Annotated in this window: 11 protein-coding genes and 1 pseudogene; 7 read left to right on the top strand and 5 right to left on the bottom strand. The window is 67.4% G+C overall.

The annotated features are described in order from the left end of the window. Nucleotides 1-27: 27 nt before the first annotated feature. Nucleotides 28-497: pseudogene (locus OV287_RS51700) on the top strand (NUDIX hydrolase). A gap of 695 nt (nt 498-1,192) precedes the next feature. Here the strand turns inward: OV287_RS51700 and OV287_RS51705 are convergent. Then, the gene (locus tag OV287_RS51705) at nt 1,193-1,738 is read right to left on the bottom strand and encodes a WbuC family cupin fold metalloprotein (protein WP_267541499.1); all 546 of its coding nucleotides are present in this window, start codon (nt 1,736-1,738) and stop codon (nt 1,193-1,195) included. A 57-nt stretch (nt 1,739-1,795) separates the two neighbouring features. After that, complete coding sequence (locus OV287_RS51710; protein ID WP_267541500.1) at nt 1,796-5,890, bottom strand: protein kinase domain-containing protein; 4,095 nt, start codon at nt 5,888-5,890, stop codon at nt 1,796-1,798. Nucleotides 5,891-6,163: 273 nt separating this feature from the next. On the opposite strand from OV287_RS51710, the gene OV287_RS51715 reads away from it, so the two are divergent. From OV287_RS51715 to OV287_RS51735, 5 genes are all read left to right on the top strand, one after another. Beyond that, complete coding sequence (locus tag OV287_RS51715; protein ID WP_267541501.1) at nt 6,164-6,619, top strand: response regulator; 456 nt, start codon at nt 6,164-6,166, stop codon at nt 6,617-6,619. Between the two features lie 97 nt (nt 6,620-6,716). Next, the gene (locus OV287_RS51720) at nt 6,717-7,274 is read left to right on the top strand and encodes an RNA polymerase sigma factor (RefSeq protein ID WP_267541502.1); all 558 of its coding nucleotides are present in this window, start codon (nt 6,717-6,719) and stop codon (nt 7,272-7,274) included. 125 nt (nt 7,275-7,399) lie between these two features. Further along, the gene (locus tag OV287_RS51725) at nt 7,400-8,047 is read left to right on the top strand and encodes a DoxX family protein (RefSeq protein WP_267541503.1); all 648 of its coding nucleotides are present in this window, start codon (nt 7,400-7,402) and stop codon (nt 8,045-8,047) included. Between the two features lie 203 nt (nt 8,048-8,250). Further along, complete coding sequence (locus tag OV287_RS51730) at nt 8,251-8,808, top strand: hypothetical protein (protein ID WP_267541504.1); 558 nt, start codon at nt 8,251-8,253, stop codon at nt 8,806-8,808. 223 nt (nt 8,809-9,031) lie between these two features. Continuing rightward, complete coding sequence (locus tag OV287_RS51735; protein WP_267541505.1) at nt 9,032-10,336, top strand: SGNH/GDSL hydrolase family protein; 1,305 nt, start codon at nt 9,032-9,034, stop codon at nt 10,334-10,336. Nucleotides 10,337-10,399: 63 nt separating this feature from the next. On the opposite strand, the gene OV287_RS51740 is transcribed toward OV287_RS51735, so the two are convergent. Further along, entirely contained in the window at nt 10,400-11,722 is a 1,323-nt protein-coding gene (locus OV287_RS51740) for a hypothetical protein (protein WP_267541506.1), read from the bottom strand. A gap of 52 nt (nt 11,723-11,774) precedes the next feature. Beyond that, nucleotides 11,775-13,184 (bottom strand): deoxyribodipyrimidine photo-lyase, encoded by a 1,410-nt coding sequence (locus OV287_RS51745; RefSeq protein WP_267541507.1) that lies wholly within the window; start codon nt 13,182-13,184, stop codon nt 11,775-11,777. A gap of 159 nt (nt 13,185-13,343) precedes the next feature. On the opposite strand from OV287_RS51745, the gene OV287_RS51750 reads away from it, so the two are divergent. Further along, on the top strand, nt 13,344-13,790 hold the full coding sequence (locus tag OV287_RS51750; RefSeq protein ID WP_267541508.1) for an ester cyclase: 447 nt from the start codon (nt 13,344-13,346) through the stop codon (nt 13,788-13,790). 57 nt (nt 13,791-13,847) lie between these two features. On the opposite strand, the gene OV287_RS51755 is transcribed toward OV287_RS51750, so the two are convergent. After that, the gene (locus OV287_RS51755) at nt 13,848-14,684 is read right to left on the bottom strand and encodes a hypothetical protein (RefSeq protein WP_267541509.1); all 837 of its coding nucleotides are present in this window, start codon (nt 14,682-14,684) and stop codon (nt 13,848-13,850) included. Nucleotides 14,685-14,724: the final 40 nt, after the last annotated feature.

Raw genomic sequence — 14,724 nt, forward strand, 5'->3', positions numbered from 1 at the left:
TATGAACTTCACTCCCGGAAGAGGTCGATGACCGACGGGCGTTCGTGGCAGGGGAACTGGAAGGCCCGCCTGTATGAGCGTGTCCGCGAGCACGGTTACGATTCACTCACGGCCTTCGCCGAGGCGCGCCCCAGTGCCTCACTGGTGGCTCTGGCCAAGGAGCTTGGTCCGGATGACGTCGCAGGAGTGCAGGTGTTCAAAGGACTGGTGGCCGAAGCAGAGCGGAACCATCAGGTCACACGCCTTGTGCGCGGACAACTCGTGCGAGAACTGTGGGCGTGTCTCCCAAACGGCTGGCCGGCTGTGCTGGACGACGCAAACCGCTTCGATGTCGCCCATGCACTCGGCGCGTGGATTGCCTTCACCCCAGAAACCCATAAGGAGCGTGCCAGGCAGGCCAGGACAACACTCCTAGCTGCGCCACCGCCGCCCGGCTGGCGCCGCTCGGCCCAGATGACGAGTTGCTCCTCACGCTCCTGCCCGACGAGGAAGTCTGAACTTCATTCGAGCGCAGCGCCTACGCAACCTGCGACGAGCACACGGCAGCGAGGGACGGATGAAGTTCGAGGGCCCCTTTCCGGACCGGCTGGTGGTGGAGTTCGACCCGGGCTTGAACCAGCTTGTCGTGATTCGTCACTCCACTGACGAAAAACGTCACCCAGCCCGAGGCTCCCGAAGGCGGGAGTCAATGTTTCCAGGGGATTACGTATCCGGGCAACTGGTGTAACTGTTGCATCTCGGACATCGCCCGCGCCGCCGTCGGCTGCTCGGGCAGTGTGTTCGGACGTTTCCCTGAAACAAAACGGAGGGGTACTAATGATGCGTGGTCTGAAGTCCCTGGTGTTCGCGGCGGGCCTGGCGTTCGCGGTAGGCTGTGGTGGAACCGAGTTGGAGCCGGAGCTCGACAACTCCGAGCTGGGCAAGAAGGAGTCCGCCCTCTCCTGCGGTAGCAACCCTTGCAACGGCAGTGGCTGCTGCACACGCAAAAGTGATAGTTACGTCGTCTGCCAAACGCTAGACAAGTGCACTAGCACTTGGTGCAGTAATGGCCAGCAACAATTTACTATCAATGGTGTCTGCTACTGTGATTGGGAGGACAGGTATACGACGTGCGTGGCGCCCACCTAGCGATCAGGCTGAGGTAGCCACGGCCAGGAGTTGACGCTCCTGGCCAGAAGTTCGACGGCATCGTCTATGGATGCCGTCCCGCGCACTCTGGATGCCTCCGCCGGAACTCCTCACGCAGGGACGCGAGGTAGCCCGCGGCCTCCGGCGTGCCCTCGGCGGGCGCCCAGGCCGCGAAAGCCTTGTCATTGGCCGGGGCATACGGCCCGTTCTTCACCTCGAAGATGACAGTGTCCGGAGCCAGGGCGACCAGCCCGTGGAAGATGCCCGGCGCCAGATCCACCCCGAAATTCTCGCCCCCCGCCTCCAATGACAGACAGTCGCGCACGCGTCCGTCCTCCTCGAAGGTGAAGAACGCCAGCGCGCCGCGCAGCAACACCCACGCCTCCGCTTTCGGCGGCTCCAGGTGCCGGTGTGGCCGCACGTAGCTGTCCGGCTGGATGACGTTGAGCATCCGGTGCAGCAGGTCCGCGTCGCTCTTGTGGAAGGGTTGGATGATGCGCCGGCGGGGACTCGTCCGGGAGGCCTCCACCACCTCCTCCACCAGGGAGCGCGAGAGGACCACCAGCTCCCCCTCGGGAGCGTCCAGGGCACGTCGGTAGGAAGAGCTCATGGCTCCCGAGCGGAGCACAGGCGCGCGCCGTCGGCCAGCCCCGGGCACAGCCCCCCCTCACGGGTGCTGCAGGTGAGCTTCCTCTGAAGGCCCCAGGCGGAGCAGGCTTGCCTGGGCCCGCTTCTCATAGGCGAGCATCTCGTGCTCGCGGGCGAAGCGGATGGCCTCGAGGAACTCCGCGCGCGCCTCGTCCTCCCGGCCGGCCAACCGCAGCAGCTCGCCCCGGACGCGGTGCAGCTCGGGCAAGTAAGAGTACTCCTCCGTCACAGACGGCCACGTCAGGGCCTCGTCCACCGCCGCCAGTCCCTCCTGGGCCTGTCCCAGCCGCAAGTGGATGTGCGCCAGCAACCCCAGGTTGTGGTGCATGCCCGCGATGATGCCCGAGCGCTGCCATTGCTCCAGCACCTGGCGCATCTGCACCAGGCCCTCCTGCGGGCGCCCCAGCTCGGACAGGGCCCACCCGCGCATCGCCGAGGGCCACAGGTACCACAGCAGGAAGCGGTGCTCGCGCGCGAGCGGAATGCACTGCTCGGCCAGCCCCAACGTCGTCCGCGCATCCCACCTCAACTGGCTGGCAATGGCGCAGTAGGTCAACGCGAGCACCGTCGTGTGCGGATGACCGATGCGGCCGGCCAGCTCCAGGGCCTCGCGGGTGAAGCGCTCGGCCTTCCCCTCCTCTCCAACCACCGAGAGCGGCAGCGTCGCATAGGCCAGCGCGGCCACGCGCGGGTTGACGAGCTGCCGGATGGCGAGCGCCCGATGCTGCGCGAGCTCCAACTCCGGGAACGCCAGCGCCTGCTCCAGGTGCCGCAGCGAGTTGCGCAGCTGCCCCCAGGTGAACAGGTCCGTGGCCATCATCCGGTGCCCCATGGAGAGCAGCTCCGGCTTGTGCTGGCGCTCGCCCAGGTCCACCAGCAGCTCGGCCACCTCGTGGGAGTCGCGCGACTTGCCGCGTGCGAAGTAGTAGGCGAAGGAGCCCCAGAAGCTCAGCTCCAGGCGTGGCAGCTCCTCCCCCACCTCGCGGATGAGCGCCTGCGCCCGCGTGTACGTGCGCTCCACCTCGGGCGAGCGGTAGCCCTGCACCTGTACCAGCGGTACTCCCAGGGCCAGGAGGAGTTGCAGCTCGTCCTTCGTGAGCACCGAGGCATCCGGGAGATTGCGCAGCAGCTTCAGCGCCTGGGTGAGGTGACTCACCGCCTCCTCGTTGGCCGAGCGCAGGCTCGCGCGCATGCCGGCCAGCCTCCAGTAATGGATGGCCGGCTTCACCTCTCCGGCCTCCGTGTAGTGGTGGGCCAGCAGCTCGGGCCGCGTCTCCACCTCCTCGGGGAAGTGAGCCACCAGCGACTGGGCGATACGCTGGTGGTACTGCCGCCGCGCGCTGCGGGGCAGCGACTGGTAGGCGGCCTCCTGGATGAGGGCGTGGCGGAACTGGTAGCCGGGCTCGGCCTCATCGTCTCGCGGCTGGAGCAGCCCCGCGGCCATCAGCCCACCCAGGTCCCTGCGCAGCACGGTGCCACCAAGTCCCGTCAGGGTGGCGAGCAGAGCAGTCGAGAAGCTCCGCCCCACCACCGCGCACAACTGCGCGAGCTGCTTCTGCCGACGTGGCAGCGAGTCCAGCCGGGCCAACAGCAGCTCCTGCAGGGTGACGGGAATGGAGGCCCCCACCCCGCCCTCCAGCATCACGCGAGTCATCTCCTCCACGAAGAGGGGAATGCCATCCGTCCGGGCCACCAGCTGAGCCACCACCTCCTCCGGCAGCTCCTGGCCCCGCGTCACTTCCTTCACCAACTGCTCGGTGAAGGCCGCTGGCAGCCGCTCCAGGGTGATGCTCTGGAAGCCGGGCCGCTGCGCCCAGGGCGGGCGGAACTCGGGGCGGGCACTGAGGACGAAGAGCAGGCGCGCCCGCTCCACGAAGCCAACCAGGAAGTTCAGCAGTTGCAGCGTGGAAGGGTCCGCCCAGTGCAGGTCCTCCACCACCACCAGTACCGGGCGCTCGCCCGCATTCTCCATCAGCAGGGTGGCCAGTGCCGCCAGCGTCTCGTCTTTCTGCCGCTGGGGCGTGAGGCGCAGGTGCGGGGAGTCCTCCGTCACCGGCAGCGACACCAGCGAGGCCAACAGGCGCACCTGCATGGGCGTCAGGCCCCGCTTCTCCAGGAGCCGCTCCACCGCGCGCAGGTTCTCCTGGGGCGAGCGATCCGGGCTCAGCCATAAGCGCCGTAACACCTCGATGATCGGGTGCAGGGCGCTGGTGCTGAACTGGTTCCAGCACTGCAGCCGCAGAAGCATGGGCTTCTCCGGCAGCACGCGCTCGCGCAGCTCCTCGATGAGGCGGGACTTGCCGATGCCCGCCTCCCCCGCGAGGAGCACATAACTCCCCTGCCCCTCTCGGGCCCGCTGCCAGGCCTCGAGCAACTGCTCCAATTCCTGCTCACGGCCCACCAGCGGACTGAGCTTCCCCTCGCCGGAGAGCGTGCGCTCGAAGCGAATGACGGCCTGGCGCGAGCGCAGCACACGATGGACCTCGAAGGTGCGCCGCCCGTCGAAGGCGCGGGCCCCGAGCGTCACCGTGTCGAAGGCGCGCTGCACCATGCTGTAGGTGCTGGGGCCGATCACCACCTCGTCCGGCCCGGCCTGCCGCGCCAGCCAGGAGGCGACGCGCGGGGCCTCCCCCTGAATGGTGGGGGTATGCCCGCGCAGCTCCGGGAGGATGTCGTCCAGCACCACCTGGTCCGTGTCGATGCCCACCTGCACGGCCAGCTCCGCGGACACTCCCGGGAGCAGCTTCTCCCGGAGCGCTTTCTGCACGGCCTGGGGCAGCTCCAGGCCCGCGAGCACCGCGCACTCCGAGTCTCCTTCCTTCGCCACCGGGTAGCCGAAGCACGCCAGCACCTCATCCCCCAGGCACAGGGTGATGAAGCCCCCATGGCTTTGGATGCCCTCCGAGGCCGTGCGGTGGAAGGCCGCCTCCAGCTCGCCGAAGTCCTCGGGGTCCAGCTCCTCCGCCAGCGCGCTCAGCCCCGCCACCCGGCAGTACACCAGCGTCACCTGCCGACGCTGGGGCGCCATGGAGCGCTGCTGCATCCGGCCCGGTCGCAGGTGCTCCTCCAGCTCACGCAGCTCCTCGCGCAGCTCCTCGGCCGACAGCAGCCGCTTCTCGGGGTCCTTCTCCAGCAGCACGGACAGCAGCGACTCCAGCTCCCAGGGCAGCTCCGGGTTTCGCTCGCGCAGCGAGGGCACGGGCTCCGGGGAGAGCACCTTCGCGCGCATCTCCTCCACCATCAGGTGGGGGTAGGGCAGCTCTCCAGTGAGCAGCTCGTACAACATGACGCCCACGGCCCAGACGTCGGTGCGCTCGTCCACCTTCGCCCCACGCCACTGCTCCGGGGCCATGTAAGGGGGCGTGCCCGCCGTGGGCAGGTACGGCTGCTCGGAGGCAAAGCCCGGCGCGGGCGTCACCCACGCCAGCCCGAAGTCCAGCAGCTTCACCGTGCCCTGCCGGGTGATGAAGACGTTACTGGGCTTCAGGTCGCGGTGGATGATGTGGTGCTCATGCGCATGCGCCAGCCCCGCGGCCACGTCTCGCATGATGGCCAGCGTGCGCCCCAGCGGCAGCCTTCGCTCCCGGCGCAGCAGGTCCGCGAGCGACTCACCTCCCAGACATTCCATGACGAGGAAAGGGACGGCGGGCTCGCCTGCTCCGCCGCTCCATTCCGATACATCGAAGATGCGGACAATGTTCTCGTGGTCCAGCCTCGCAATGGCTCGGGCCTCGCGCAGCCCCATCCCCGCCAGCTCCTCGCGCGGGAAGAGGAACTTGAGGGCGACCACGCGCTGCAACTCCTCGTCCTGGGCCCGGAAGACCTGACCCATGGCGCCCTCGCCCAAGGACTCGAGAATCTCGAAGCGGCGCCCATCCGCGCCTCCCAGCCGATCTCCGGGCACCATCCGGCGGAACGGCGTGGTCGCATCCGCGCTCAACACTTCGTTCAGGAATGAATCACCGAAGTCGGATTCGCCGCCGGGCCAGGCCTCGAGCAAGGCGTCGAACTCGGCCTCGGAATCGGGAGCGTCCCCGGAATCGAGACCGTCCCCGGCGTCCTCTCCAGGGGGCTCCATCGGCCGCTGGCCGTCCTGATCGCCGCTGCGTCCCATTGGCACATCCCCCCGCCCCTCCGAGGAAAACTAGGGGCGCCCAGGAGGGCAGGCAACGAACCCACCCAATGGGGAGGGGTGAATGTCCACCAACGGAGCAAGCGGGCCCTTCCGTCACAACGGTGGCCATCAGGAGAAACGCACACCAAATCACACACATCACACCAGGGAGACGTGGACTCCACCGCTATGAGAGGCGGGATCCGGAGCTCTCTCCCTGGAGCTACCCGGATCGCTCTCTAACCCCCTCCGAGGAAAGGAACAGGTGAGGTCATGAGCACTATTCTTCTCGTTGATGACGAACCCGAGCTCCTCGACCTCTACACGGAGATTCTGGAGCTGATGGACCACCGCGTGCTGCGTGCACATGATGGACGAGAGGCCTTGGAGATCGCCCACGAGCGGCGGCCGGACCTGGTGGTGACGGACTGGCAGATGCCGCGGATGAGCGGAGTGGAGTTGTGCCAGCGGCTCGTCCAGGACGAGGAGCTGCACGACGTTCCCATCATCATGCACAGCGCCGCCACGGACCCGCATGCCCCGGGCGTCAAGGCATTCCTCTCCAAGTGCTCGGAGCTGAGCGAGTTTGAAGAGGTGGTCAACCGGACGCTCACTGACTCGGGAGTGTGTCCGCAGGGGCCGCCGCGGGGGCCGTACCTGGACGAGCTCTCGCGCGCGGCGCGCGAGACCCTCTGGGATGCCGAGCACGCGTGCTCGATGGGGCCCTGAGGCCAGGACAGAGCGGGAGACCAGGCGGGCCGGGAGAGAATTCTTCCGGCCCGCGTACTTTTCCGGCCCGGCCCTCTCTATCTCCGTAGGAGGGCACATGGCACAGACCTTCAACGGAGACAGCCGGGAGTTCACTTCCTTCATCGGCCCGCATGAGTCGCTGCTGAGGGGACTCGCACGCAAGCTCTGCCGCAACGGTGGAGTGGAGCCCGAGGACCTGGTGCAGGACACGTTGGAGCGAGCGCTGGTGAACTTCGAGCTGTTGCGCGGCTGCAGTCACGGCACGCGCCGCGCGTGGTTGTGTACCACGCTCCAGCGGCGGTTCCTCGACCAGTGCCGGCGCCAGCGCACCGAGAGCTACGAGAGACCGCACCTGGAGCTGGTGCATGCGCCCGTCCTCGTGCGCGAGCCGCGGCAGTGGCAGTCCTGGGAGCGCGTCTCCGAAGAGGAGTTGCACGAGGCCATTGCATGTCTGCGTTCTCCGCTGCGCGAGGCCTTCGAGCTGCACACGAAGGGCCTGCGCTACAAAGCCATCGCACAACGACTCGGCACCACGCCGGGGACGGTGGGGTTCTGGCTGCACCAGGCCCGGCTCGAGCTGAGGACGCTGCTGCGGCCTCTGGCCACCGGACGCGCGGAGGAGCTCGCGGCCTGAGCGGGCAAAGGCATACAAAATACATACAAAAAAGCCCGCACAAGAAACTCCCCGCGGCGCGTCATGAAAACGGCCCCGCGCCACTGAATGAAATGAACAAAACCCCAGCCACAAGATAGACACCCATGAATCCGCACATGCGTCAGATGAACCCGGTTGCACCGCTCTCCCCCTCCCGCTCCGCCGCGGGCCGCCAGACCTGGCGCCCCCGCATCGTGCGCTCGCTGGCCACCCACCCGCGACGCGACTACTGGCTGGAGCGAGTCCCCGAGACTCCCGGCCGCTACCAGGTGCGCGGCGTGACGGGCGTCATCTTCATCCTCTTCGGGCTGATGAAAGCCTTCGACTTCACGCTCCCCATCCTCGTGGGCGCACCAGGGCTGCAGGTGAACACGGGCGTGGAGGGCTTCGCGCAGTTGATCTCGGGGATTGGCATGCCCTTCCCGCTGTTCAACGCGAGCATGGTCATCGCGATGGAGGTGGTTCTCGGACTGGGGCTCATCCTCGGAGCGTGGACGCCGGCGACGCGGCTCATCACCCGCCTGTGCGCCCTGCCGCTCGCTGGGGACATGATGGTGGCGCTGCTGGTGGGCATCCGGCAGATCCAAGGCAACCCGGTGATGATCGACGGCTACGCCATCATGAACCAGTTCTGGCGGCTGCCGGTGGAGCTGGGTCTGCTGGCGGGCATGGTCTACCTGCTGTGGAGGCCCGCGGCCCAGGCGATGAAGCCGCACCTGGTGCCCGTGCCCTCCCCCACGCGCGAGCGCTGAGCAGGCGGGCGAGCATCCTGCACCCTGGTCTCCTGGCGAGCGGTCGGCCAGGGAACCGGGGTGCTCATATGTATGGGAGCGGCCATGAAGGAGCTACAGGCCCTCCTTCCCTCCCACCAGGCAGGGAACCAAGGCCACCCAGCCGTTACACGCGGCGTGCGTAGCTTCACCCCCGCCGCACAACGCAGCACGGAGGGGTCTCCATGACACCAACTCTTACGACCAGCGCCTATGTGCTTCACAACCTCGGCCTCGCAGCGGGCTTCGGCGGTTCGCTCTTCGGCCGTATCGCCCTCAACCCGTCGGCGCGCCTCATCTCCGACAAGCAGGACCGGGCGAGGATCGTCAACGCAGCCTGGAATGGCTACAACATCATCAACGCCGTGGGCCTGGGCGCCACCGCCCTCACCTGGTTCATCGGCCGCTCCAGAATCTCCGGCCGCGCCATCTCCGCCAACGCGCGCAAGCTGGTCCTCGTGAAGGACTTCCTGATGGGCGCCACGCTCGTCAGCGGTGTCATCAATCTCATTGGCGGCGGTTTCCTCGCCAAGCGCGCCCTCCAGGAAGGCATCCCCATGGAGTCCGGCAGCAAGGCCTCCGACGACGCTCCCGATGACGTGAAGAGCACCACCAAGCTCGTCAATAGGCTGGGCGTCTTCAGCCTCGCCACCATGGCCGGCCTCATCGGCGTCTCCACCTGGTTGGACAACACCGCTCAGGTCAGCAGCAAGTGGAAGTTCATCGCTCGCGCCCTGCCATAAGCTCAATCCCAGACAGTCTCCTTCCACGGCCTCCGCTCGCCTGGCGCGCGGAGGCCGTCGTGTTTTCTGATACCCACCTGTGCAACCCGCCTCCCGGTACGAGGTGCTCGCTCGCCTCCTCTCCAGCGCAGGCAGCACAGGGGAGCCCACCGTTGTGGGATGCAAGCCCCGCTCCCCAGGCGACAGGGAGGTGCACACCCTCTCTCTCGAGGGGGGGGATGGAATGGGCTGGCGGGTACGGACGCGGATCCTGGTGTGTGCATGGGCAGTCCTCATCATGGCGGGATGCGGCTCCACCACCGTTGAGGAGGAGCCCGTCCCACCGCCCGAGACCGAGGCCCCCGTGCCCGAGACTCCCACGCCGGAAGCTCCCGAGGAGGAGCCGCCCCCGCCCGAAGAAGTGGAGGTAGAGCCCATCGAACCACAGCCGGTCCCGGAGCAGCCCCGGCCGCCACCTCCCATGTTCCAGCCAGGCTTCCATCAGGCGCTGCGCTGGTCCTACAGCACGGGAGGCGTGACGTTCCGCCTGCGAGTCCCGGTGGGCCGGGCGGGAGATCGGGTGCGGCTCGCGTTCCGCTCGGGAGATGGAAACCTCGTGCTGCGCAAGGCCACCATCGCCCTGGCCGGTCCGGAGGGCTCGCTGGCCTCCGCACCAGTGACGGTGACGTTCTCCAGCACACCGGGCTTCTCCGTGACGGCGAGGACGCGTGTGGTGTCTGACCCCGTAGCCCTGCCCGTGGGCTTCCGCGATGAGCTGGCCGTGTCCTTCGAGGTGCAGGGAGCGCTGGCGGTGAGCGCCATCCATGCCCTGCCGGGCAGCTTCGTGCGCTCGGGCTCGCATACGGGTGTCACGGGCCCGCTGGGCGGTACGCCGTGGGATCGCGCGGTGGGATTGGCCACCGTGGAGGTTGAGGGCCCACCCGCCCGCGCCTTCGTAGCCCTGGGTGACAGCATCACCGAGGGCTACATCGATGAGTTGGACGACACACGCCTGGCATGGCCCTCCGTGGCCGAGACGAAGCTGGGCGTGCCCATCGTCAACGCGGGTGTCTCGGGCCAGGGCTTCTACGATGCGCTGCTGAACCTGGACGCGGAGGTGCTCGTACTCGAGGGCATCACCGACTGCGTCGTGCTGCTGGGCACCAATGACCTGGCCGGGCTGACGGTGGACAAGTTGCAGGCACGGATGAGCTCGCTCACCGAGAGGTTGCGGCCCTTCTGCCGCGTCTGGGTGGGCACGCTGCTGCCCAAGGAGAAGAGCAACCACGGCGCCTACGAGACGGTGAAGACCCAGCGGCTGGAGATGAACGCGTGGATCCGCGACACCTTCCCGGATGTCATCGACTTCGAGTCGGTGACGCGCCGGCCCGACAACGTGCACCTCTTCCTGGACGGGCTGGTGGTGGACGGCATCCACCCGAGTGCCGAGGGGCATCGCGTCATGGCCACCGAGGCCGCGCGTGTGTTGCGTGAAGCGGGCGTGCAACCCGAACCGGGCGTGGTGCTGCCCGCCGAAGGGGAGCCCTGAGAACGGTGTCCGGGTTGTCGAACGGCTCGCCAGCAGAGGAGATGACAGCGGGCATGCCTCGCTTCAGTGCTTCGAGTGCCACTTCTCCATGTGCTCGGCATGGGTCCGGAGGTAGGCCCCCGGCGCGTAGAAGTGGTCGTAGAACTCGAGGTCCAGGTGGTGGGCCTGGAGGAACATGAGGCAGTAGGTGCTCGGCAGCGTCGCGGGGAACTTGCCGAACGTGTCGTAGATGTACTGGGCCATCCGCGTCACGCAGTCCTTGAACACCTCGTCATGCACGCGGGCACTGCTCCGGATGCTCCGGGTGTCCTTGTAGGGGCCGGGAGTCTCGGGGTTGAAGGGCCCCCCGCGTCCGAACTTGCGCTGGCAGAAGGCCTCCACGGCCGCGCGCATGTCCGGGTAGTGCGGCGGGCAGAAGCCCTCGAAGACACCGGGCAGCCCCGTGGGATTGGGCAGGGACCAGCGCGGGTCGGTGTCGTACCGGAACCCGAGCCCTGGCACGTCCGGCAACCCGCTCGCCCCCAGCACGGAGTTGCGCTCCAACCCGTCGTACATCCAGCCGCCCAGGCCCATGGCCTGCAACATCAGCGTGCCGGCGTAGCACGCGGTGGACAGCTCCACGGTGGCCTCGCCCAGGATGAGCTGCTCCATGTAGGAGAGGGGGAAGGGGTGGTCCACGTCGACCAGTTCGCGAAAGCGCTCCAGGCCGGGAATGGGCCGGTGGTTGTAGTCGTCGGTGAGGCAGAAGCCGTTCTGCACCAGGTAGCAGAGGGCACCGAGCAGATGCTGGGCGAGATCCGCCACCGGGATGAACAGCGTAGTGCCCGGTTGGTTGGAGACCCAGGTGTTATGGCCTTCCACATGCGGCGGCTGGGGCGGGAGGTAGAGCCGCTTGTCGGAGACCTTCCGAATGCGCGAGCGATGAGCCGCCAGCAGGGCCTTCAAGTCCAACCGCCCGTCCGCGTCGCGCTCGCCCAGGGCCGGCGCGTCCCGTGTGGCAACAAAGTAGATGCCCGAGTCGTCCGTGAAGAAGAGCTCGCTGGTGTGGAACCCCGCGGCCGAGGGGAAGGTGCGCCCTCCCGCGCTGCCAGCGTAGTTGGACAGGGACGGCGCGTAGTGCTCGTTGCGAGCGATGAGGTAGTGCCAGCCCGTGTTGCCGCCCACCGCCGTGACGAGCAGCATCTGCTCGAGCTCCGAGAGTGGCACGGGCTCGGAGCGAGAGGTGAAGGCCAGGGGTCCATCGGGAATGCGCGCGCCCAGGAAGAACCTCCGGGAGCGGCGCCCGAGCAACGCCTGGACGAGCGGGAACTCGAGCACATCCTCCAGGCCAGACGGGGTGAGGGACTCGGGAACTTCGTCTCTGGGTAACTCTCGACGGTAGGCCATGACCACCTCTCCCAGGCTCAGAGGGGGTCAGCGCCGGTTGTGACGCAAGGACTCAGTCGCCCTCGAAGCGGACGCCCGCCTCCTTGGCCTCGGCCACGAGCCTGTCCACCTTCTCGAGGTAGGCCTCCATGTCGGCCTTCCGCTCCAGACCCCCCGAGGACATGTAACGCACGGTGCCGAAGATTTCGCGCTCGCCCCAGGGCCGGTCGTGCAGGCCGAACAGCCAGCCAATGTTCGCGTAGGAGTTCGCGTCGCGCCCGTCCAGGAAGTACCGGTTGTTGAGCGCGAGCGCCGTGCGGTACGCGTGCTCGGGGGTGCTGCTCCACTCCAGGATCTTCTTCCCCCAGTACATGCGCATGGCGTTGTGCATGTAGCCCGTGTAGCGCATCTCTCGCATGGCGGCGTTCCAGTACGGGTCATGCGTGCGCGCCTGCTCGAGCTGCGCCTGAGTGTACTGGTGGTGCCGCTCGTCGCTCCGGTGCTTGTCCAACGTCTTTCGAGCCCACTCGGGCAAGCACTCGAAGGTGTCGTAGTGTGGCGAGTACTCGGCGAAGTTCTGCGCCAGCTCGCGCCGGACAATGAGCTCCTCGAGGAAGCTCTCGCGCTGGTTGTCCGCCGCCTTCGCCTCACGCGCCGCAATCGCCACCTGCACCGGGCTCACCTGCCCGAAGTGGAGGTACTTGCTCATGTGCGAGACATGCGTCGTCTCCGGGTGCGGCCGGCTCTCCTCATACTCGGGGAAGTGCTCGGTGAGGAATTTGCGGAGCAGGCGCTTTGCCTCGCTCGTGCCACCCCGAAAGCAGTGGCTCACCGGAGGCACCGTGCGGTCCAGGTCCAGCTTCGCTAGCACGGCGTCGAGGTCCTCCAGCTCGAGCCCCTTCACACCGAGCCCCAACGAGTCTGTCTTCAGCGGCGTGGGCGTGAGCTCCACGAGGTACGCGCTCCAGAGACGGTGGATTTTGGGACGGATGGTGCGTGCGGCGTACTCGGCCTTGCCCGAGGCGGCCTCCACCGGCACCACCACGTCGCCCTCGACTTGAATCACCGGGCAGGCGGCCTTCTCCGCCACCGTCTTGCGCCACTGTTTCTGGTGCCGCAGGTAGCCCCGGTCACACACCACGAGCGCTGCCTTCCGCGCGAGCTTCAGCGCGACCTCGTCCGGGCCTCCCCGCTGGACCACGAGGGGAATCTTCCGGCGAGCCAGTGTGCGCTGTGTGTCCTGGAGTCCCTCCAGCATGAAGCGGTAGTGGCGGACATTGGCCTCGGGGTAGCCGTCCATGAGGCCGAAGCCCACCAGCAGCGGCAGCTTCGCCTCGTTGGCCCGCTGGATGGCGTACTCCAGCGCCGGGTTGAACTCCGCACGCTGGCTCTGCTGCATCCAGTAGAGGATGTAGTCGCCGTCCTTCGGCTCGTGAGTGTTGAGCCGCTTGATGCGGCCCTCTTCGATGGTCCTGCTCGCCATGACGCTCAGCTTCTACACCGAGCCGACGGATTCGTGTCGCAAAGGGAGGGAGCAGGCCGCCGTGCCGCACCTCCCCTGCTCACAAGGGCGGATACGAGTGCGTGCACGACTGCCTATGTTCACCGAAGGAGGAGTTCACACCCCACCAGGAAGGCGACGATGGATGCCAGAGAGGCCCGAGAACTCTTCGAAGAGTACCTCGACACCATCTACCACCAGCGCCGGGTGGAAGCGCTCGAGCGATTCATTGCTCCCGATATCACCCTCCACCCGCCCATCCCTGGTTTCGGGCCTGGCCTGCCCGGCGTGAGGGCGGCTGTCGACGCCTGGTTGGCGGCTTTCTCGGACGTCCAAATCACCCTGGAGGGCTTTGTCTACGCGGACGACATGATCGCACCCCGCCTCCACTTCACGGCCATCCACTCCGGGCCCTTCATGGGAATTCCCGCCTCCGGACGGAGAATCCAATTCAGGGGTCACCCTCAGTACCGGCTCCGAGACGGCAAGTTCGTCGAGTTCTGGGACAGCATGGACCTGCTGCCCGTCATGCAGCAGCTCGGGGTGTTCCCCCCGACGTTCGAGGACGCTTCATCGCCTCTTCACTGAGCATGAGCACGGGAACTGCTCGCGCGCGTCGAGGTCAATGCTCACCACGGGGACCCGTTATTGGTGGAAGGACCGGGGCTCGCGCTTGTCCCGGGAGCGGGCAGAGACCGGTAGGTAGCACTTGCCCTCGTACTCGGCCTGACTGCCGAAGCAGGGGGGGCGCTTCTCAAGGGCCACCCAGCAGCCGCCGTTGATTTCCACCTCGCCCTCATTGGGGATGCAGGGCGCCTTGGCCTGGTCGATGAATGGCTTCGCGGGCAGGGGATAGGCGATGGGCCCCTGCGCCACCGAGGCCTTGTTGATCAGCGCTGGAGCACGACGTGCATCGGCGGGCCGCACGGGAACGCCCTGCATCACGGGCCGAGGGGTCATGTCCCAGTTCAATCCATACACGTCCATCTCCACCACATGGACCACCAGGCGCAAGGACAGGTACATCAGGAAGCAGACTGCGAAGGTGCGCTTGCGGCTGGCGCGAGTCCACCTCCAGGCGCGCCCGGCCCGGTACTTCAGGGACTCCAGTGGCCCCATGGGCAGGCAGGTGAGATGGGCTCGCGCCTCTTCACCGTTCCCCAATCGCTCAACGACCGTTCCGAGCAGCTCGAGCACCCCGCGCAACTGGGACAGCCGACCCGAGGCCGGAGCCTTCTCCACCTCCAGCGCAACGTAGGGCGGCGCGGACTGGGAGCGCAGGCGCACCCGCCACTCCTCCTGCGGCTCCATGGGAGCGCTCTCGCTCGGAATGAGAACCAGGGCCGGGTTGGACGTGAGGACGTTGTGCGCCTCGTAGACACGGCCCAGCTCGCCGCTCTCCGGCTCCGGCTTCCGGGTCGTGTACCGCCTGATGAGCTTGAACGGCCCCAGCCAGCCCTTGAAGAACCCCGTGTCCGCCATGAGCACCCTCCTCGTCCCTCCTCTTCTACACCGGGGCGGC

The organism is Archangium lansingense (assembly GCF_026626635.1).
Lineage (GTDB): Bacteria > Myxococcota > Myxococcia > Myxococcales > Myxococcaceae > Archangium > Archangium lansingense.